Source organism: Thalassospira sp. (assembly GCF_040218635.1).
Classification (GTDB): Bacteria; Pseudomonadota; Alphaproteobacteria; order Rhodospirillales; family Thalassospiraceae; genus Thalassospira.
On record NZ_JAVJRB010000011.1, the window covers coordinates 130,463 to 149,877 of the forward strand.

Genomic DNA, 19,415 nt, shown 5'->3' on the forward strand with positions numbered 1-19,415 from the left:
TCATTCAAGAAATGGATAAAGCCCGTGTGGCGCGCGATGGGCCGCGCCACACGGGTTGAAAAGATGGCTTATTTGATCGGAATGATCTGGCCTTCGACGAAATGCGCGAAGGTGTAATCTTCCGGACCAAGCGCGTCCTGATCGTCCGGGGTGAACGGCGTGTCATAGGTTTTGATCATGCCTTTGACACCGCTGATTTCGTACATTGCTGCGCGAATGGCCGGGCCATCGGTTGAACCGGCCTTATCAATCGCCGCTGCAATCAGAAGGGTCGCATCATAGGCATTGGCAATACCGGTTGCCGGGGTGACGTCAGCCAGTGTTTTGATTTCAGGATATTTTTCCTGAAGTTTGGCAAACATCGGATCAGCCACATCGGTAAACAGATAGGTCTGGATGAAGTGGACCTTCTCACCTGATTTGCCGGCAAGTTCGGTGAAGCGACCACCGGACGGGCCCCAATGCGATGAAATCGGAACATCCCAACCCATACGATCAAGCGACTTGATCACCTGTGCGGTCGGGGCAACGTTGGCAACAACAAACAGGGAATCCGCGCCGTTTTCTTTAAGACGGGTCAGTTGCGGGACAACGTCAACGTCGTTGGATTCAAACTTTTCGATCCCGGCATGGGCCATGCCACGTTTATCAAGTGCCTTGAGCAAGCCTTTTTCGTTGGACTCACCCCACGGGTTGTTGATCAGGATCATGCCCGGTTTTTTGGCACCGTAATTTGCGATCAGATATTCGGTAATCGCTTCGTCGACATATTCATCAACGGCTGAAACACGGAAGACATAGTTTTCTTCAGCACCGTTTTTGGTGATCCCGGTTCCTGCAGCCCACGGGCCGATGAACGGGACTTTCTGCTGATTGACGAAAGGTACAATAGCAAAGGAAACCGGCGTATCAAGACCCCCGATGATCGCAGCAACACCTTCGCGCTGTACCAGTTCACGTGCAGCAACCAGACCTTTGCCCGGGTTGCTTTCATCATCACGCGAGACAAGTTCAAGCGACTTGCCAAGAACGCCGCCTTCGGCATTGATCTTGTCAATCGCAAGCATGATACCACGCGTAATCGCCTCACCCGATTTGGCCGACTGACCACTCAGCGCAGCAACAAGGCCGAGCTTTACGGTTTCATCAGCACGGGCGTTATGGGCAGGCAAGGTGGCAGCAAACATCATTGCAGCCGCAGCACCCAGAAGGGCGGCACGGCGCGTCAGTTTCGGGATAGGCGAAGAAATAGGCATGTGAGACTCCCTGATTATATGACTTTCGCATTCAGTCGTCGCAGTTTCACGGTGCGCGCCAAATAGCCATCGCACTGCAGCAAAGAGCGTGCCAAGAATCTAAATCCCCGAAAATCAAGGGCTTGGATGATTTTCCACCAAACCTCAAAAGCCATTTGCCTTATGTATACGCAAATTGCATGCAATTATTGCATAAAATTAGTGCATGCAAATTTTTTGCCCGCGTATTATGCTGGCGACAGATCAAATGCAGTAAATGAGGATTTCCAAATGACCGAGCAGACCGCGGTAAATGTGCTTGATACGCTGCCGCCAGAAGCCCAGACCGTGCGCAATTTTCTTGATGCGTCGATGAAGCCTGACCCGGAACTGGCCGCGACTTTCATGTCTGATGATGTCGTGATCACCTTTACCGATGGTCAGAAATACGACCACCCGTCGGGCACGACCGCCTTTAACGCGGCACGTTATAAATGGGTGAAAAAGAAGTTTGGTCAGTTTGACGTTGCCAATACCGATGGCCAGACCGTGGTTTACAGCACAGGATGGCTTTATGGCGAATGGCCGGATGGCACCCCGTTTGAGGGCAACCGCTATGTTGATCGGTTTGTGATCAAAAACGGCAAAATCGTCAAAATGGATGTCTGGAATGAAAGTGCCGAACGCATCTTGGTGCGCAAAGGTATCAAGGCATAATTCCGCCCGATATGAATGACGCTGCATCAAACCTTTTTGGTCATTTAATGCACCAGACACCAAATCGCCTGCTCTTGCGGACAGGCGGTTATGTGCGCGGCGGCACTGTTGCTTTATGCCCCGCCGTCGCGCACTTTTTTGGCATAGGGTTCAAGCGCGTCCAGATACAAAAGCGGCCCACCTTCGTCGGTGGTGAACAATGCCCTGTCGGCAACGGCGGTCAGATGATGGCGCATCAATTGGCGCGCCGTATCTTCATCCCCGGTCGCCAGTGCTTCGATAATCTGGCGATGTTCCTGAATACCGCAATCGGTCGAGTGTGGTCTGGCATAGAGCGACAGCGTCAAGCCACAGCGATAGCCGATTTCTTCGACATAGCGCAGCAAAACCGGGCTTCCGGCAAGCTTGGCCAGCAAAATATGGAATTCGGTCGCAAGCCGGATCGATTTTGGCTCGGAGGCATGTTCGGCTTCGACTTCCTTGGCAAGATGGCCTTCAAGTTCGGCCAGAACCGCCGGGTTCATGTTCTTGATCACCCGGCTGATCACAAGGTCTTCGATCTGGGTGCGCAATTCAAACAGATCGCGGGCTTCTTCCAGACTGGGCTTGGCAACCATCGCCCCCTTGTTGCGGCGAAGTTCGATCAGACCTTCGGCAGCAAGACGTTCAAGCGATTGACGAATAAGAGTCCGGCTCACCCCGAAACGTTCGCCAAGGGAATCTTCGGGCAATTTCATCCCGGGCATCAACACACGTTCGAGAATCGCCGACCGCAAGGCCGAACTGATCATGTCCGTGCGATGCTTAACCTTGTCAGATGCCTTCATGCCTATCCGTCACGTTTCATGCTGCATACAATTAACCGATTCAGTTTGTATAGTTGATTGCATACAATTGCGCCACACCCGATCACATCCATGCCCGATCAATCCGTCCAGCCAACCGCCCATCGCAGAAAGAAGAACCCGCAATGACCAATCGCACACCATCATCATTACCCCGCGCCATGGTCACCAGCCCGAGCACAGAAGCCAGCCAAGCCGGGGCGGATGTCCTGAAAAATGGCGGCACTGCGATTGAGGCGGTTGTCGCAACTGCGGCGATGTTAGCGGTAACATACCCGCATTTCTGCGGCATTGGCGGTGATGCGGTCTGGATGGTCTCGGACGCATCGGGCAAAGTACAATCGTTCATGGGCATCGGTCAGGCAGTCGAGAATGCGGGTGATAGCATCACGCCAAACAAACCGATCCCGGTGCGCGGGGTTGGCTCGACCCTGACCACGGCCTGCACGGTTGATTCATGGCAACATGCGCTTGATCATTCCGCGCGGAACTGGGGCGGGAAACAAAACCTGTCTGATCTGATTGCGCCTGCGATTGATCTTGCTGAGAACGGCTTTCCGATCAGTGCGTCGCAATGTTTCTGGCTTGATTTCCGCAAAGAGGAAATTGGCACTTGGCCGGGCTTCACCAATATCTTTGCCCCCAATGGCAAAATGCCGGTCGCGGGTCAGCATTTTTACCAACCGCAATTGGCCGATAGCCTGAAACGCATCGCGCAACATGGCGCGCGGGACTTTTACGAAGGCAGCCTGGCGGACCGGATTGTGGATGGCCTGTCCAAGCTCGGATCGCCGATTACCAAGGCCGACCTTGCCAAAACCCGCACAAGAACAGTGGATGCCGTGTCACTTGACTATGGCGACGTCACATTGTTTGCCCCGCCTGCCCCGACCCAAGGATTGGCAACCTTGATGACCATGGGGGTTTTGCGTGAACTCGGTACCAAAAACTGGGCCGAAGGCACCGCAGATCATTACCATCTGGTGGTCGAAGCAATTAAACGCGCCTTCTTAAAGCGCGATCAGATTGCCGATCCTGATTTTACCTTGGATGACTTCGCGGCAATGCTTGGCACTGAAAGCCTTTCTTCTGCCGCAGCCGACATATCCCAGGACAAAGCAATGGATTGGCCCCATCCATTCCGCCACGGCGATACCGTCTTTCTGGCGGCGAAGGACGCGCAAGGCAATTGCGCCAGTGTCCTGCAAAGTACGTATTTTGACTGGGGCAGCGGGGTTGTTGCCGGGGATACCGGCATTGTCTGGCAAAATCGTGGGGCAGCCTTTAGCACCAAGGAAAACCACCCCAATGCCATCAAACCCGGCAAGCGACCGTTCTATACATTGAACCCGGGCATCGCGCTTAAGAACGGTAAGCCGCATTTGCTGTATGGTACTCAAGGTGCCGATGGACAGCCACAAACCTTGGCGATGCTGCTGACCCGGTTGCTTGATTTTGGATTGTCACCGCGTGAGGCATTGGCCAAGCCACGCTTCTTGCTGGGCAAGACATTTTCCGATGCCAATGACAGCCTGAAACTTGAAGTCGATGCGGGTGATGATGTGTTTGATACACTGGCCGCGCGTGGGCATATCTTACGCGCCATCGAAGCCCAAAACGCCCTTGCCGGTCAGGCCGGGATCATTCGTATTGATGACGATGGGTTCGTTGACGGCGCACATGATCCGCGCAGTGACGGGATGGCGATTGGCGTTTGATCAACCAGCATTAATCGACATCGCTCGTTGGTGAATACGGGCGGACGGTCTGGTCAATCGCGCCAAAGATCGATGCGCCGTCTGCACCAAACATCTCGATCCTGACCTGATCGCCAAATTGCAGGAACGGTGTTTTTGCGGTGCCGTTTTCAATGGTTTCGATCATGCGGATTTCGGCAATACAGGAATACCCAGCACCACCTTTGGCAACCGGTTTTCCCGGTTTGCCATCTAGTTTGTTTGAAACTGTGCCTGACCCAATGATTGTTCCGGCGACAAGTGGACGAGTCCGCGCGGCATGGGCAATCAGTTGGGCAAAATCGAACGTCATATCAATCCCGGCATTGGCCCGGCCAAACGGTTTGCCATTCAGATCGACATGCAGGGGCAAATGAAGTTTGCCACCATCCCACGCAGGACCCAATTCATCCGGGGTCACGGCCACGGGGGAGAAGGCCGAAGATGGTTTGGACTGGAAAAAGCCAAATCCCTTGGCCAGCTCACCGGGGATCAAACCGCGCAGTGACACATCATTGACCAGCATGACCAACCGAATGGCACCGCGTGCCTGATCAAGGCTGGCGCCCATCGGCACATCATCGGTGATGACGGCAATCTCGCCTTCCATATCAATGCCCCAGGCGGGATCAGCCATAACGATATCATCACGCGGGCCCAGAAAGCTGTCAGACCCGCCCTGATACATCAGGGGATCGGTCCAGAAGCTTTGCGGCATTTCGGCCCCGCGGGCCTTGCGGACCAATTCGACGTGATTGACATAGGCCGATCCATCCGCCCACTGATAGGCACGCGGCAGGGGCGCATGAAGGTGTTGTGTATCAAGTTTGATCCGTTTGGCGATGGTTGATCCGGCATCAATCTCGTCGGCCAGTTCCTGCAATCGCGGGGCAAAGACCGCCCAGTTATCAAGGGCGGCTTGCAAGGTTGGCGCAATCGCGCTGGCATCGACATAAAATGCCAGATCACGGGTGACCAGAACCAGTTTCCCGTCGCGGGTGCCGTTTTTAAGCGTCGCCAGTTTCATCTTGTTCTTCCGCCTTTATTTACGGCCTTCCGGCGTGCCATCGAATTTGCGTTCCAACCCCGACCAACACTCAAGATAGTCGTCCTGAAGCGTTTCAAGTTCGGCAGCGAATTTGGTCAGTTGCTGCGGATATCGGGTTTCAAACATGAAGGCCATGGTTCCTTCAAGCTTCTGCGGACCCAGGTCGGCATTCGATGCCTTTTCAAAGCCAAATGCATCCGGACCATGGGCCAGCATCATGTTGTGCAAACTCATCCCGCCCGGAACAAATCCCTTTTCCTTGGCATCATAGTGCCCGCAAATCAGCCCCATGAATTCGGACATGATGTTGCGGTGATACCAAGGCGGGCGGAAGGTATGTTCGGCCACCATCCAGCGCGGCGGGAAAATCACGAAATCGACATTAGCGGTTCCGGCCTCGTCCGAGGGCGCGGTCAGAACGGTAAAGATCGACGGATCCGGGTGATCAAACGCAATGGCGCCGACGGGTGAAAAGGTCCGAAGGTCATATTTGAACGGCGTGTAATTGCCGTGCCAGGCCACCACGTCAAGCGGTGAATGGCCAATGTCGGTCACGTGGAACTGACCACACCATTTCACCAGAACCCGACAGGGGGTTTCTTTATCCTCATAGGCCGCCACAGGTGTTTTGAAATCACGCGGATTGGCAAGGCAGTTCGCGCCAATTGGTCCCCGGTCCGGCAAAGTAAATTTCGCACCATAGTTTTCGCAAACATAACCGCGTGCGCCGCCTTCCGGGCCAGCTTGAAGGATGCTGATCTTAAACATCATGCCACGCGGGATCAGGGCGATTTCAAGCGGGGCCACATCCATCATGCCAAGTTCGGTAAAGACACGAAGCGTGCCAGTTTCGGGCACGATCAGAAGTTCGCCGTCCGCATTGAAGAAATAGTCATCGACCATATCGGCATTACAGACATAGACATGGCTTGCCATCCCGGTCTGGGACAGCGCATCGCCTGCGGTCGTGATGGTGCGCATACCGGCAACGAAATCGACCGCGTCTTTTGGCATCGGCACCGGATCCCAGCGCAATTGGCCAAGGGCCAAGCTGTGATCATTCAAACAGGGTGCGGTTTTCCAGTGCGGTCGATCAAGGGCGGCAAACCGGCCGTTATGACGCACACTGGGGCGAATGCGATACAGCCAGGACCGTTCATTGGTGCCACGTGGTGCGGTAAAGGGCGACCCGGAAAGCTGTTCGGCATACAGGCCATAGGCGCATTTTTGCGGGCTGTTTTGCCCTTGCGGCAAGGCACAGGCAAGGCTTTCGGTTTCAAAATCATTGCCGAAACCAGACATATAGCGCAGATCCGTTTGATCAGATGCAGCCGTCGCCTGATCGCGGGTTGGTTTATCAAGCATGGCGGAATTTCCCAATGGCAGCCAAGTGCAAAAACAACAAACCGTCAGGACCCATTATATTGATCAAAACGGGTCCTGATTAGGATATGGGGGTGTTGATGCTATTCCGCAGCATCGACTTTCAAAACACCGCGGCGGATCTGGTCTTCTTCGATGCTTTCAAACAGGGCGCGGAAGTTGCCTTCGCCAAAACCTTCGTCGCCTTTGCGCTGAATGAACTCAAAGAAGATCGGCCCGATCACGGTTTTCGAGAAGATTTGCAGCAGGATTTTGGTCATGCCGCCATCAATCACCCCTTCGCCGTCAATCAGGATGCCATGTTTTTTCATCCGTTCAATCGGCTCGTCATGGCCATGGACGCGGTCATGGGATTTTTCGTAATAGGTTTCCGGCGGGCCGGGCATGAATTTCAAGTCATTCGCGGCAAGCTTGTCGGTGGCATCGTAAATACCATCTGATCCCACCGCGATATGCTGAATGCCTTCGCCTTTGTATTTGCGCAGATATTCTTCGATCTGGCTTTTATCATCGGTCGATTCATTGAGCGGGATTCGGATTTTCCCGCAAGGTGAGGTGATCGCGCGGCTGACCAAGCCGGTGATTTTACCGGCAATGTCAAAGAAGTGGATTTGCTTGAAGCCAAACAGATCGCGATAAAAGTCCCACCATTTATCCATATTGCCGCGATAAACGTTATGGGTCAGATGATCGAGATAATAGAACCCGACACCTTCGGGTTTCGGATCACGTTCCCCGATCCAGTCGAATTCTGCGTCATAGGCCGAACCGGTATCGCCATATGTATCGATGAAATACAAAAGCGACCCACCGATGCCGACAATGGCCGGAACATCCAATGTTTTATCATTGCCGGTATAGGGTTCCGCCCCCTTGGCAATCGCATGATCAAAGGCATGTTTGGCATCAACCACCCGCCATGCCATTGACGGCGCACACGGACCATGCATCCCGACAAATTTCATCGCATGACTGTCGGGTTCGGCATTGAGGATATAGTTGATGTCGCCCTGACGCCAAACCGTGATGTTTTTGGTTTTGTGTCTGGCAACCGGGGTGTAGCCCATGCGGGTAAACAGGGTTTCAAGTTTGTCGGCGTCTTCATGGGCAAATTCAACAAACTCGAAACCGTCGGTCCCGGCGGGGTTTTCATCAGAAATGGTGGCGCGAGGGGCGTCATGCGGGAACGGTCCCATCGGAAGTCTCCTATGATTGAAACATTCGAATTCTTCGAACTTTTGTTATGTTCCAATCGTGCGCCAAACCGCCTGCAACGTGCGTGCATTCATGGTTGATTTTTCCAATAAAATGCACACATCATGCATGATTACTCATAATGGCACGTGAAACATGCAACTTGATCGACTGGACCTTAAACTGCTTGCAGAACTGCAAAAGGACGGGCGTCTGACCAATAATGATTTGTCAGAACGCATTGGCCTTTCAGCATCGCAATGTTCACGCCGACGCGCGCGACTTGAAGAGGACAAGGTCATTCGCGGCTATCGTGCCGATATTGACCGTCAGAAAATGGGGTTGGGATTGCTGGTGGTGATTTCGGTGACCCTTGCCACCCATAACCGCGACAATGCCAAACGGTTTGCCCGTTTGCTGGCCGACTTGCCCGAAGTGCTCGAAGCCTTTTCCCTGACCGGGGAGATGGACTATCACCTTAAAGTCGCCACCAAGGATCTGGCGGCCCTGTCGCATTTCGTCAATGAGGTGCTTTTGCCGCATGATTCTGTGCAGCATGTCAAAACGTCAATTGTTCTGAACGTGTTGAAGGATTTTGAAGGTCTGGCGGTTAACCCGGATTGATCAAGGTCGCATCGATCAATCGATCAATTTTGGGCCATAAAACGGCAAAGACCGCGCCCAAAGGCACGGTCTTCCCTGTCCCGAAACTCCCCTTACCACGAAGCTTCGAAGACTCCCCCCACTACAGTGGACCTAGATAGCCAGGTATTGGTCGCGAAGCTCGGCATCATCAAGAACAGCTTGTGCTGTGCCGTCAAAGACGATTTCGCCGCTATCCATAATGATTGCCCGATCTGCAAGCTTGAGTGCCGCGATGGCATTCTGCTCGACGATGATCGTGGTGATGCCAAGTTTCTTGACGTTTTGAAGCGTCTTTTCGATTTCCTGAACAATCACCGGCGCCAAGCCTTCATACGGTTCATCAAGCAGCAAAAGCTTGATGTCACGTGCCAAGGCACGGCCGATTGCCAGCATCTGTTGTTCGCCACCTGAAAGGGTGGTGCCTTCTTGCTCTGCCCGTTCGCCAAGGCGCGGGAAAAGCTCGTAGATGCGTTCAACGGACCAGCCAACCGGTTCGGCAATCTGGGCAAGTTCAAGATTTTGCTGAACGGTCATGCCCGGAATGATGCGACGATCTTCTGGCACAAGCTGCACCCCGAGACGGGCAGCCTGCCAGGCTTTCATGGTGTGCAATGGCTGATGATCAAGCCAGATTTCACCATGTTTAAGTTCCGGGTTCGACATGCGGGCCAAAGCCCGCAACGTCGATGTTTTCCCTGCACCGTTACGGCCCAGCAACGCCAGAATTTCGCCTTCGCGAATGTCAAAGGAGACACCCTGAACGATATAGCTTTCGCCGTAATAGGCATGAATATCATGGACCGAGAAAAAGGCCGGATCACCGCCCTGATTGCGGACAGGTTCCTGTTTTGGCAGTGAGGTCATGCTACTGCTTCCCCTCCGAGATAGGCTTCTTTAACGCGTGGGTCATTGCGTACTTCTTCCGGGGTGCCTTCACAAATGATGGCCCCCTGAGCCAGAACACTGATGCGATCCGCCAGACTGAACACAACATGCATGTCATGTTCAATGATGACTTTGGTCATGCCGCGTTCCTTGATCCGCTGAAGCAGCTCAATCGTGCGGTTGGTGTCATGACGCGACATACCGGCTGTCGGCTCATCAAGAAGAAACAATTTAGGGTGTTGCCCCAAGCACATCGCAAGTTCCAAACGGCGTTTGTCACCGCGCGACATTGCACTGGCAATATTGTCCTTCTGCGCAATCAATCCAACATCTTCAAGAAGATGCTCGGCCTGTTCGATGATTTCTTTTTCGGCAAACAGGCTTTTGAGGAAGCTTAGCTTGAACTCGCCATCACGTTTGGCAAGTGCCGGAACCATCACGTTTTGCAAAAGCGAGAGTTCCGGAAAGATTTCCGGCGTCTGGAAAACACGCGCCACGCCAAGCTGATTAATTTCGTGGGGCTGCTTGCCCGTCAGAACTTCATCACCCAGCAATACCCGGCCACGGTTGGGCGCAAGACGCCCGACAATGACATTGAGCAACGTGGATTTACCGGCACCGTTCGGGCCGATAATCGCATGAACCGTGCCTTCCTTAACCCGAAGGTTAATGTCAGATAGCGCACGCAAGCCGCCAAAATTCTTATCCACATCAGTGACATCAAGAATGTATTCGGACATCGATCAGACCTCCCCCGCCGAGTGTTGTTCTTTTTCTTTGCCCTCAGCCGAAGAAGCTGAAGACGCGCGGTTGGACACGAGACGCCACAGGCGATTGATCCCTTCCATGATGCCACCTGGCAGGAAGATCACGATCAGCATGAAGACCAGACCAAGGGTCAGATGCCAGCCTTCGCCAACAAACAGACCAAGGATCGTTGCGACCCCATGTGCGAGCCAATCGGGAAGGAAGGAAAACGCATTGAGAAGAACCGTCTCGTTAAAGGCCGAGAAGATATTTTCAAAATACTTGATAACCCCGGCCCCAAGAAGCGGACCAATCAGGGTTCCGACACCGCCAAGAATGGTGATCAGAACGATCTCACCCGATGCTGTCCACTGCATGCGCTCAGCCCCTGCAAGCGGATCGGTCACCGCCAGAAGCGACCCGGCAAGACCGGCATACATGCCCGAGATGACAAAGGCCGTCATCAGATAGGGCCGTGTATTGTAGCCGGTATAGCCCATGCGGCTCTGGTTCGATTTAATCGCACGCAGCTTGAGCCCGAACGGGGAGCGGAAGATGCGCAGATAGATGAAGAACGAGACCAGCATAAGGGCCGCACAGATATAGAAGCCGGAATAGCCGATGCCTTCGATACCAAACAGGTTCGGTGTTGGAAGCGATGCGTCTGCTTCAATCCCGGACATGCGATCAAGAACACGCGGGTCCCCCTGCGTCAGCTGCAGACCGGTTTCACCATTGGTGATCGGGGTCAGAACCGAATAGGCAAGGTTATAGGACATCTGTGCAAAGGCCAGCGTCAGGATCGAGAAATAAATCCCCGAACGACGCAACGAGACATACCCGATGGCCAAGGCAAACAGACCGGAAAGAAGCGTTCCGAAAATCATCGCCGGGATGACATTCATCGAAAGTAACTTGAACGACCAGACCGCGGTGTAGGATCCCACACCCAGGAAGGCCGCGTGACCGAATGAAAGATAGCCGGTCAAACCAAACAGAATGTTATAGCCGATGGCAAAGATGCCAAAGATCATGAATTTCTGCATCAGGTCAGGATAGGCCGCCCCGAAAGGCTGGAGCCAGATCGGCATGGTCAGGACCACGACCGACAGAATGACCATGTAAAGGATATCCTGCTTTGGCGAGACGATTTTTGTGTTTGTCATTTTAGCTCTCCATCACGCCCCGACGACCCATCAGACCGCGCGGGCGGGTCAGCAGAATAACGACGGCAACAAGATAAATGATGATCTGGTCAATGCCCGGGATGATTTCTTTCACCTCGGTCATGGACGAGAAGGATTGCAGAATACCCAGCAGGAAGCCTGCCAGAACTGCACCGGGTAGAGAGCCCATACCCCCAACGACCACCACAACAAATGACAGCACAAGGAAGTCCATTCCCAAATGATAATCCGGGGGAAGTACCGGGGTGTACATCACGCCTGCAAGGCCCGCGACAACCGCGGCCATACCAAACACAATTGTAAAGCGACGTTCAATATTGATGCCAAGAAGCTCGACCGTTTCACGGTCTGCCATGCCTGCACGCACCACCATACCGTAGGTCGTGAAATGCAGGAACGAGAAGACAAGGCCAATAATTGTCAATGAGAACGCCAGATAAATCAGACGCCACCAAGGATAAACAACGGCTTCACCCAGGCCGAACACGGCACCGATTGCGGCAGAACCGGAAACGATATCGGGTGCACCTTGCGGAATCGGGTTGGCGCCAAAGGCAGCCTTGACCAATTCCTGAATAACAATCGCCAGACCAAAGGTCACAAGGATCTGTTCTGCATGGGAGCGTTTATAGAAATGCCGGATCAGGCTGCGTTCCATCACGATGCCGATTGCCAGCATCACGGGTATCGCAAGAATGATCGAGAGCGGCACGGACCAATCAATGATGGCTGTCCCGGTTTCGCCAAACCAGACTTCCAGATATGGCGTTTCCTTATAGGCATCAAAGAATGTCACGGATTCGTCCTTGACCTTAACGGACAAGGTCAGGAGCTTTTCCAAGCTCACCGCACAAAAGGCGCCGATCATGAAGATGGCGCCGTGGGCAAAGTTCACCACACCAAGTGTGCCGAACACCAAGGTCAGACCAAGAGCAATCAGCGCGTAAGCGCCGCCCTTGTCCAGACCGTTGAGAATTTGAAGAAATATAGAGTCCATCAGTTATCCGCCGCGTATTCGTAATGGGCTTAATGAAAAGACCGTTGGGACAAGAGTGCGGGGCAAATGGGCCGACCACTGGGAAATGGTCGGCCCTGCTTGCATCAATTTAGCCGTATCAGACTTTGTACGGGCCCAGTTCACCACCGAACATGTCGGCAGGGTACTCAACCTGTGCACGCGGCACTTCTTTAACAACTTCAAGAAGGTCAAAGTTGGAAGAAGGCTCTTGTTTACCGCGCACAACCAGAACGTCTTTGAAGCACTGGTGATCTTCTGCACGGTACAGGGTCGGGCCATTGCCGGCGCCATCGAACTCGAAACCTTCGAGCTGTTTGATGACTTCCCAAGGTGCAAACGTACCAGCCATTTCGCAGGCGTTTGCATAAAGCAGCGTCTGTACATAGCAAGTATGCGCAGCCTGGGACGGCGGGAAGCCGTATTCCTGACCAAAGGATTTAACAAAGGCCTGCGACCCTGCATCCTGCAGCGACCAGTGCCAGTTGGTGGTACCCAGGATGCCTTTTGCAGCATCGCCAGCACCCTGTGCCATCAAGCGGGAATACAGCGGAACAACGATTTCGAAGTTTTTGCCGTTAACCTGTTTGTCACGCAGACCAAACTGAACAGCCTGTGTCAGCGAGTTGACCATGTCCTTACCATAGTGGTTCAGGATCAGGACATCTGCGCCAGAGTTCAGAACCGGTGTGATATACTGCGAGAAGTCACCAGCACCAACCGGGGTACGGACGGTATTCACAGTTTCCCAACCGATATTCTCGGTTGCAGCTTTGATCGATTCTTCCTGGGTCCAGCCCCAGGTGTAATCAGCCGTCAGGTGATACGCGCGACGTTCCGCACCATATTCATCCAGAAGAACCGGCGCAATTGCCTGACCGGACATGTAAGCGTTGAAGAAATGGCGGAAACCATAACGCTTTTTGTCTTTACCCGTGGTGTCGTTGGAGTGGGTAAGACCGGCCATGAAGATCACGCCCATTTCCTGGCAAAGACCCTGCACAGCAACCGCAACACCCGATGACGAACCACCGGTGATCATTGCGACATTGTCTTTTTCGATCATGCGTTTTGCCGATGCACGTGCGGCATCGGATTTGGTCTGGGTATCACCGGTAACGAACTCGACCTTCTTGCCGAGGATCCCGTTGCCTTTAAGCTGAAGCGGCTTCATGGTGTTCATCATCCCGCCGTCGCCTTCACCATTCAGGTGTTTGACAGCAAGCTGATAGGCGCGCAGCTCATCGGCACCTTCATCGGCATAAGGGCCGGTCTGTGGTACGTTAAAGCCAAGCTTGATGCTGCCAGAGCTGCCCGGATCGCCCGGGAAAGTCTGAGCATGTGCGTTCTTGATGAAATGCATCGGAAAAGTGCCGCCAATAAGCGCAGCACCGGTCGTTGCCGCGGATCCTTTAAGGATCGTACGACGGGATACATCTTTAATAATCTTGGTCTCCGACATGGTTTTCCTCCCCAATGTCTTGGGATTTGTTTCAGAAAAATTCTGAGGCCTATTTTCTGGTTTGTTTTTTTCACGACCTGATCAAACAATGGGTGTCGTTTGAAAATGAATCAACACCTAGTTGATATAGAACAGTTTTTTTGTAAATATACAGACAGGCGACTTGAAAATTTGTAAATTTTGTCAAAAATGAGACTTTAGTATGAACCGACAGGCCCCCATCGGACACCGCATTCGCGGTCGCCGAAAAGATATCGGAATGACCCAGAATGCCCTGGCAAAGACCGCCGGCATTTCCCCGTCATATCTGAACCTTATCGAACATAACCGGCGTTCGATCGGGGGTGGTTTGCTGATGCGTATTGCCGAAGCACTCGACATCCAGCCCCATACTTTGTCAGGGTCTGAAGAAAGCCGCCTGCTCTCGGACTTGAACGAGGCCGCATCCGATCCGGTCTTTCGCAGCACCCCGATTGAAAGCCGGGAGTTCCCGGCCACAATCGCCGCTGCCCCCGGTTTGATTGGTGCTTTTCTTTCTCTTTACCGGGCCTATCGCAGCGGACTTGAGGAAATTGACTCATTGTCCGAACGGCTCAGCCATGACCCGTTTCTGACCGAAGCCAGCCATTCGATCCTGACACGGATTACCTCTATCCGGACGGTCGCGGAGATTTTTGATGATTATGACGACCTGTCCAAGGAACAGCGCACACGGTTTAACGCAACACTGGTTCGGGAATCCCAAAGACTGGCCGAATCCGCGACCGAGATTTTCAATTTTCTTGAACGTGGCGATGCCGGACGCCCGGCCGCCAGCCCGGCCGAGGAAGTCGATGATCTTTTATATGATAACGCCAACTACTTCCCGGCACTTGAAGACCATGCGACCGAAATGCGCCCGCGAATTGACCCAGAAGGCGGGTTATTCCTGACCGATTTGATCAATTATCTTGAAAACACCCATGACATTCGGGTTGAACGCCTGCCGTCCGAAGAATTCCCGACCAGTGGCCACAAATGGGATGCCGATCACCGGACCCTTAAGATTTCACGCGCCCTTCCGATTACGTCTGCGCGCTTTCAGGCTGCACGCATGATTTTCCGGCTTGAATCCCCGGAAACTGTGAATGAAATCCTTAACCGCACCCAGATCGACAGTGACGCCGGACGGGCCCGCGCAGCCGAGGCCCTGATTTCCTATGGCGCAGCCGCACTTTTGTTTCCCTATGACCTGTTTCTTGAAGATGCGCGACGGTTTCGTCACGATATCGAGCTTCTTCAACAACGATATGCCGCCAGCTGGGAACAGATTTGCCACCGCCTGACCACGCTGCGTCGACCGGGTGCTGAGGGCATACCCTTCCATCTGTTGCGAACAGATATTGCAGGCAATATTTCGAAACGATTTTCGGCATCCGGCCTTCAGTTACCGCGCTATAGCGGGGCCTGCCCACGCTGGGTCGTGCATGAAGCCTATATGGCACCAGACCGGGTGATCCCCCAATTCGTCCGCTTGCCAGACAACAGCGAATATCTTTTTGTTGCCCGCGCCTTGCGCACTGGCGCGGGGGGATATGGTGTGCCGCGGTCGGTCTATTCGGTAATGATCGGGTGCGATACGGCCTTTGCCCATGACGTGGTTTATGGTGATCGATTGTCACTGGATCGCCCGGATTCTGCGGTTCCGGTGGGCATTGGCTGTCGTCAATGCCCCCGCAATGATTGCGGCCAGCGGGCTTATGAAATGTCGGATACGGCAACCACGCAAATCGCTGTATAGCCATCAAAATCACGTCATTTTCGGCCCTAACTGAAAGCATGAAACATACCACCCCAAAGTAGCATTATAATTCGATGCATAACCCGCTAGGATTGGGGCATATAAGAATCCCATAAATCGGGGAGAACGTCCTTGAATAAGAGACCAAAGGTCCTGATTGCCGAAGATGAGGAAACCATTGTTGAGTCGCTGAGCTTTCTTATGGAAAAAGAAGGCTATGAAGTCAGTGTGGCCACCGATGGCCAAACCGCGATCAAAATGATTGCGCGCGACATTCCTGATATGGTTTTGCTTGATGTGATGATGCCCGGCTGTGACGGGTTTGAAGTGGTGCGCGCGGCACGCGCCGATCCAAGAACCAAACGCATTCCGATCATGATGTTGACGGCAAAAACACGCGAAGTCGACCGCCGCAAAGGACTTGAACTTGGCGTTGATGATTTTGTGACCAAACCATTTTCGACCCGCGATGTCGTTGCCCGGGTCAAGGCCCTGCTTGAACGAAGCGAATGCTGATACGCGTTTAACTGACAGGCAGGAGCCAGATCCATGACACCACCGCGCAAAATGACAGAACGGGCATTCGTCCTTGTCCTGGCCGCGTTTTTTGTCTGGATGCCACCCCTGGTCGGCGTGTTTTCCCTTGATGGAACATTCTTTGGCCTGCCGATCCTGTTTGTCTATTTCTTTGCAGGCTGGGCAACGCTGATTGCGCTTTGTGCGATTTTGACACGCGCCCTTCGCAAAGTAGGCCAGTCAGAGGGATCATCTTAAATGCTGTCCTCTGAACTGGTTATCACGGTTTCGCTCAGCTATGTCGGTTTGCTGTATGCCATTGCATGGTGGGGGGATAAACGTGCGCGTGATGGCCGATCATGGGTCAGGAACCCGACGGTTTATACCTTATCAATTGCGGTCTATTGCACATCATGGACGTTTTATGGTGCGGTCGGGACGGCAGCACGTAACGGGCTTGAATATCTGACCATTTATCTTGGGCCGACGGTCATTTTTTTGGGTTGGTGGTTCTTGCTGCGCAAGATGCTGCGCATTTCCAAAGCCCACCGCATCACATCGATTGCCGATTTTATTTCATCGCGGTATGGCAAAAGCACACAGCTTTCCGTGCTTGTGACCCTGATCGCGGTGATCGGAACGACCCCTTATATTGCGCTTCAGCTTAAGGCAATTGCCACCAGCTATACAGTTCTGACGGTTTGGGATCACGGCATTTTCCCGGCCACCCATGAAACCGTCAGCATGTTTTCAGACAGCGGATTCTGGGCGGCTGTCGGGCTTGCGCTGTTTGGTATTTTGTTTGGCACGCGCTTTATCGATGCCGATGAACATCACGAAGGCATGGTTGCCGCCATCGCCTTTGAAAGTCTGGTCAAAATGTTTGCGCTTTTGGCCGTTGGTATCTTTGTCTGCTTTGTCATGTATGGCGGAATTGGCGAACTGTTTGCCCAGGCTGCGCGCAATGCCGACACCGCCAAACTTTTGCAATTGCCCGAAGATGGTGCAGCGCGCTGGACAACATTGATGATGCTGTCCATGGCCGCCATCCTGTGTTTGCCACGCCAGTTTCAGGTCATCATTGTTGAAAATGTTGATGAACGGCATTTGCCGACAGCAAGCTGGGCCTTTCCGCTTTATCTATTGCTGATGAACCTGTTTGTCCTGCCCATAGCACTGGCGGGGCTTGGCACCCTGCCCGCATGGTCGGACCCGGATTTCTTTGTGATTTCAGTCCCGTTATTTGAAGGGCAATCCTTGCTGGCGCTATTGGCCTATGTTGGCGGGTTGTCGGCCAGTACCAGCATGGTCATTGTGGCAACCATCGCGCTTTCGACCATGGTGTGTAACGATCTGGTCGTTCCGGCATTGCTGCGTATCCGTCCCTTTCGCCTGACCGAACGCGATGATCTGACCGGGCTTTTGATCACTATCCGCCGGGCATCCATCGTTGCTGTCGTATTTTTGGGATTTGCCTATTATAGATCCGCCGGGGCGAGTGACGCCTTGGCCGAAATCGGCCTGATATCCTTTGCCGCAACGGCACAATTTATCCCGATTATGATCGGTGGCCTTTACTGGAAAGGCGGGACCAAAACCGGCGCACAGGTTGGTCTTGTCATCGGCTTTATCCTGTGGGGTTATACCCTGTTGCTGCCATCACTTGCCGATAGCGGCTGGATGGACCCGGCTTTGATCCTGAACGGGGCGTTTGGCCATCCGTGGTTGCGGCCTGAAAGCCTGTTTGGCCTGACAGACTTTGAACCCCTGACCCATGCTCTGATCTGGTCGATTTCGCTGAATACCGCGTCCTTTGTCCTGATCAGTCTGTTTACCCAACCAAGCGCACTTGAACGTATTCAGGCGACTTTGTTTGTCGATGCCTTTTCGCGCAAAGGGCAGGATACCGTGATTTGGCGATCATCGGCCTCGGTCGATGATTTATATGAACTGGTTGAACGGTTTCTCGGCCGCGAACGCGCCTTTCATTCGTTCCGCGATTTTGGCTGGGAAAAAGACACACCATGGCGCGGCAAGGGCGAAGCCAACGCCGATATGATTGCCTTTACCGAACGTCTTCTTGCCGGGTCCATCGGGGCGGCATCGGCACGTGTTATGGTGTCATCGGTGGCCAAGGGGGAAATGGTCAGCCTTGAAGAGGTTCTTGAGATCCTTGAAGAAACCTCGCACGTCATCGAATATTCCCAGCGTCTGGAACAGAAATCCCACGAACTTGAACAGGCTGCGGCAGAATTGCGCGCCGCCAATGACCGACTTAAGGAGCTTGATAAGCTTAAAGATGAGTTCCTGACCATGGTCAGTCATGAATTCAGAACGCCGCTGACCTCGATCCGGTCATTTTCGGAAATTCTGGTCGATACGCCAAATCTGGATCATGAGCGTGCTGAACATTTCCTCAGCATCATTGTGCGGGAAAGCGAACGGCTGACCCGACTTATTGACGATCACCTTGATCTGGCGCGCCTTGAAGCGGGTCATTCGGACTGGCGGGCTGTCGATGTCGATCCGCGCACGGTTCTTGATGAAAGTGTTGATGCGGTCAAAGGCCTGATGGACCGCAAGGGTGTTATTCTATCGACGGAATTTTCGCGCCAGACGGTGCGCCTGTTTGTTGACCGGGATCGCCTGACTCAGGTCTTTATCAACCTTTTGTCAAATGCCGCCAAGTTTTCCCATCCCGACCACCCCACCGTTCTGGTGCGCGGCGAGGCAATTGATGGCGGCTATCTTGTATCGATTACCGATAACGGCAGTGGCGTCCCGCAGAACGAACTTGAAATCATCTTTGATAAATTCTCGCGCGGCGGAAAATACGCCGATGACAAACCCAAACCATCGGGTTCCGGGCTTGGACTTGCCATCGCCAAGCATGTTGTCGAACATTGCCAAGGTAAAATATGGGTCGAAAGCCCTGCGGGTAAGGGTGCGACATTCCGCGTCTTCATACCCGGTCAGGTGTTGGAGGCCATTGATGCGGCCAAGCCCCCAACCCGTTAGAA

17 protein-coding genes are annotated in these 19,415 nt (G+C 53.4%); 7 read left to right on the plus strand and 10 right to left on the minus strand.

Annotated features, from left to right (window positions below):
* Window positions 1-68 precede the first annotated feature (68 nt).
* The gene (locus tag RIC05_RS11930; protein WP_350044146.1) at window positions 69-1,256 is read right to left on the minus strand and encodes an ABC transporter substrate-binding protein; all 1,188 of its coding nucleotides are present in this window, start codon (window positions 1,254-1,256) and stop codon (window positions 69-71) included.
* A gap of 270 nt (window positions 1,257-1,526) precedes the next feature.
* Here RIC05_RS11930 and RIC05_RS11935 point away from each other — a divergent pair, with 270 nt between their 5' ends.
* Window positions 1,527-1,952 (plus strand): nuclear transport factor 2 family protein, encoded by a 426-nt coding sequence (locus tag RIC05_RS11935; protein WP_350044147.1) that lies wholly within the window; start codon window positions 1,527-1,529, stop codon window positions 1,950-1,952.
* Between the two features lie 113 nt (window positions 1,953-2,065).
* On the opposite strand, the gene RIC05_RS11940 is transcribed toward RIC05_RS11935, so the two are convergent.
* Window positions 2,066-2,779: a GntR family transcriptional regulator gene (locus RIC05_RS11940; protein ID WP_350044148.1), complete on the minus strand. Its 714-nt coding sequence runs from the start codon at window positions 2,777-2,779 to the stop codon at window positions 2,066-2,068.
* Window positions 2,780-2,922: 143 nt separating this feature from the next.
* On the opposite strand from RIC05_RS11940, the gene RIC05_RS11945 reads away from it, so the two are divergent.
* On the plus strand, window positions 2,923-4,515 hold the full coding sequence (locus RIC05_RS11945) for a gamma-glutamyltransferase family protein (protein WP_350048664.1): 1,593 nt from the start codon (window positions 2,923-2,925) through the stop codon (window positions 4,513-4,515).
* A 10-nt stretch (window positions 4,516-4,525) separates the two neighbouring features.
* Here RIC05_RS11945 and RIC05_RS11950 read toward each other — a convergent pair whose 3' ends face one another.
* The 3 genes from RIC05_RS11950 to hppD all read right to left on the minus strand — a co-directional run bounded on the left by RIC05_RS11950 (window position 4,526) and on the right by hppD (window position 8,160).
* Window positions 4,526-5,560: a fumarylacetoacetate hydrolase family protein gene (locus RIC05_RS11950; protein WP_350048662.1), complete on the minus strand. Its 1,035-nt coding sequence runs from the start codon at window positions 5,558-5,560 to the stop codon at window positions 4,526-4,528.
* Window positions 5,561-5,575: 15 nt separating this feature from the next.
* A complete protein-coding gene (hmgA, locus tag RIC05_RS11955; protein ID WP_350048660.1) occupies window positions 5,576-6,946 on the minus strand; it encodes a homogentisate 1,2-dioxygenase in 1,371 nt (456 codons plus the stop codon).
* A gap of 101 nt (window positions 6,947-7,047) precedes the next feature.
* A complete protein-coding gene (hppD, locus tag RIC05_RS11960) occupies window positions 7,048-8,160 on the minus strand; it encodes a 4-hydroxyphenylpyruvate dioxygenase (protein ID WP_350048658.1) in 1,113 nt (370 codons plus the stop codon).
* Window positions 8,161-8,314: 154 nt separating this feature from the next.
* Between hppD and RIC05_RS11965 the strand changes: the two genes are divergently transcribed.
* Window positions 8,315-8,782, plus strand: a complete 468-nt coding sequence (locus tag RIC05_RS11965) for an Lrp/AsnC family transcriptional regulator (protein WP_350048656.1) — start codon at window positions 8,315-8,317, stop codon at window positions 8,780-8,782.
* A gap of 132 nt (window positions 8,783-8,914) precedes the next feature.
* On the opposite strand, the gene RIC05_RS11970 is transcribed toward RIC05_RS11965, so the two are convergent.
* From RIC05_RS11970 to RIC05_RS11990, 5 genes are all read right to left on the minus strand, one after another.
* Window positions 8,915-9,667: an ABC transporter ATP-binding protein gene (locus RIC05_RS11970; protein ID WP_350041756.1), complete on the minus strand. Its 753-nt coding sequence runs from the start codon at window positions 9,665-9,667 to the stop codon at window positions 8,915-8,917.
* A complete protein-coding gene (locus tag RIC05_RS11975) occupies window positions 9,664-10,428 on the minus strand; it encodes an ABC transporter ATP-binding protein (protein WP_350041755.1) in 765 nt (254 codons plus the stop codon). Before RIC05_RS11975 ends, RIC05_RS11970 begins: the two co-directional genes overlap by 4 nt.
* Before the next feature lie 3 nt (window positions 10,429-10,431).
* Entirely contained in the window at window positions 10,432-11,601 is a 1,170-nt protein-coding gene (locus RIC05_RS11980) for a branched-chain amino acid ABC transporter permease (protein ID WP_350041754.1), read from the minus strand.
* Window position 11,602: 1 nt separating this feature from the next.
* The gene (locus tag RIC05_RS11985; RefSeq protein ID WP_350041753.1) at window positions 11,603-12,619 is read right to left on the minus strand and encodes a branched-chain amino acid ABC transporter permease; all 1,017 of its coding nucleotides are present in this window, start codon (window positions 12,617-12,619) and stop codon (window positions 11,603-11,605) included.
* 118 nt (window positions 12,620-12,737) lie between these two features.
* The gene (locus RIC05_RS11990) at window positions 12,738-14,099 is read right to left on the minus strand and encodes an ABC transporter substrate-binding protein (protein ID WP_350041752.1); all 1,362 of its coding nucleotides are present in this window, start codon (window positions 14,097-14,099) and stop codon (window positions 12,738-12,740) included.
* A gap of 202 nt (window positions 14,100-14,301) precedes the next feature.
* Here RIC05_RS11990 and RIC05_RS11995 point away from each other — a divergent pair, with 202 nt between their 5' ends.
* From RIC05_RS11995 to RIC05_RS12010, 4 genes are all read left to right on the plus strand, one after another.
* Window positions 14,302-15,879, plus strand: a complete 1,578-nt coding sequence (locus tag RIC05_RS11995; RefSeq protein WP_350048654.1) for a helix-turn-helix domain-containing protein — start codon at window positions 14,302-14,304, stop codon at window positions 15,877-15,879.
* Window positions 15,880-16,011: 132 nt separating this feature from the next.
* A complete protein-coding gene (locus tag RIC05_RS12000; protein ID WP_350048652.1) occupies window positions 16,012-16,395 on the plus strand; it encodes a response regulator transcription factor in 384 nt (127 codons plus the stop codon).
* Window positions 16,396-16,428: 33 nt separating this feature from the next.
* Window positions 16,429-16,653, plus strand: a complete 225-nt coding sequence (locus RIC05_RS12005; RefSeq protein WP_350041749.1) for a hypothetical protein — start codon at window positions 16,429-16,431, stop codon at window positions 16,651-16,653.
* Window positions 16,654-19,413, plus strand: a complete 2,760-nt coding sequence (locus RIC05_RS12010) for an ATP-binding protein (RefSeq protein WP_350041748.1) — start codon at window positions 16,654-16,656, stop codon at window positions 19,411-19,413.
* The last annotated feature ends 2 nt before the right edge of the window (window positions 19,414-19,415 follow it).

Excerpts from the sequence above, each read along its gene's own strand:
- RIC05_RS11930 (WP_350044146.1), bottom strand. The coding sequence starts at position 1,256 with ATGCCTATTTCTTCGCCTATCCCGAAACTGACGCGCCGTGCCGCCCTT.
- RIC05_RS11985 (WP_350041753.1), bottom strand. The coding sequence starts at position 12,619 with ATGGACTCTATATTTCTTCAAATTCTCAACGGTCTGGACAAGGGCGGC.
- RIC05_RS11975 (WP_350041755.1), bottom strand. The coding sequence starts at position 10,428 with ATGTCCGAATACATTCTTGATGTCACTGATGTGGATAAGAATTTTGGC.
- RIC05_RS11945 (WP_350048664.1), top strand. The coding sequence starts at position 2,923 with ATGACCAATCGCACACCATCATCATTACCCCGCGCCATGGTCACCAGC.
- RIC05_RS11990 (WP_350041752.1), bottom strand. The coding sequence starts at position 14,099 with ATGTCGGAGACCAAGATTATTAAAGATGTATCCCGTCGTACGATCCTT.
- hppD (WP_350048658.1), bottom strand. The coding sequence starts at position 8,160 with ATGGGACCGTTCCCGCATGACGCCCCTCGCGCCACCATTTCTGATGAA.
- RIC05_RS11935 (WP_350044147.1), top strand. The coding sequence starts at position 1,527 with ATGACCGAGCAGACCGCGGTAAATGTGCTTGATACGCTGCCGCCAGAA.
- RIC05_RS11970 (WP_350041756.1), bottom strand. The coding sequence starts at position 9,667 with ATGACCTCACTGCCAAAACAGGAACCTGTCCGCAATCAGGGCGGTGAT.
- hmgA (WP_350048660.1), bottom strand. The coding sequence starts at position 6,946 with ATGCTTGATAAACCAACCCGCGATCAGGCGACGGCTGCATCTGATCAA.
- RIC05_RS11965 (WP_350048656.1), top strand. The coding sequence starts at position 8,315 with ATGCAACTTGATCGACTGGACCTTAAACTGCTTGCAGAACTGCAAAAG.
- RIC05_RS11995 (WP_350048654.1), top strand. The coding sequence starts at position 14,302 with ATGAACCGACAGGCCCCCATCGGACACCGCATTCGCGGTCGCCGAAAA.
- RIC05_RS11980 (WP_350041754.1), bottom strand. The coding sequence starts at position 11,601 with ATGACAAACACAAAAATCGTCTCGCCAAAGCAGGATATCCTTTACATG.
- RIC05_RS11950 (WP_350048662.1), bottom strand. The coding sequence starts at position 5,560 with ATGAAACTGGCGACGCTTAAAAACGGCACCCGCGACGGGAAACTGGTT.
- RIC05_RS11940 (WP_350044148.1), bottom strand. The coding sequence starts at position 2,779 with ATGAAGGCATCTGACAAGGTTAAGCATCGCACGGACATGATCAGTTCG.
- RIC05_RS12005 (WP_350041749.1), top strand. The coding sequence starts at position 16,429 with ATGACACCACCGCGCAAAATGACAGAACGGGCATTCGTCCTTGTCCTG.
- RIC05_RS12010 (WP_350041748.1), top strand. The coding sequence starts at position 16,654 with ATGCTGTCCTCTGAACTGGTTATCACGGTTTCGCTCAGCTATGTCGGT.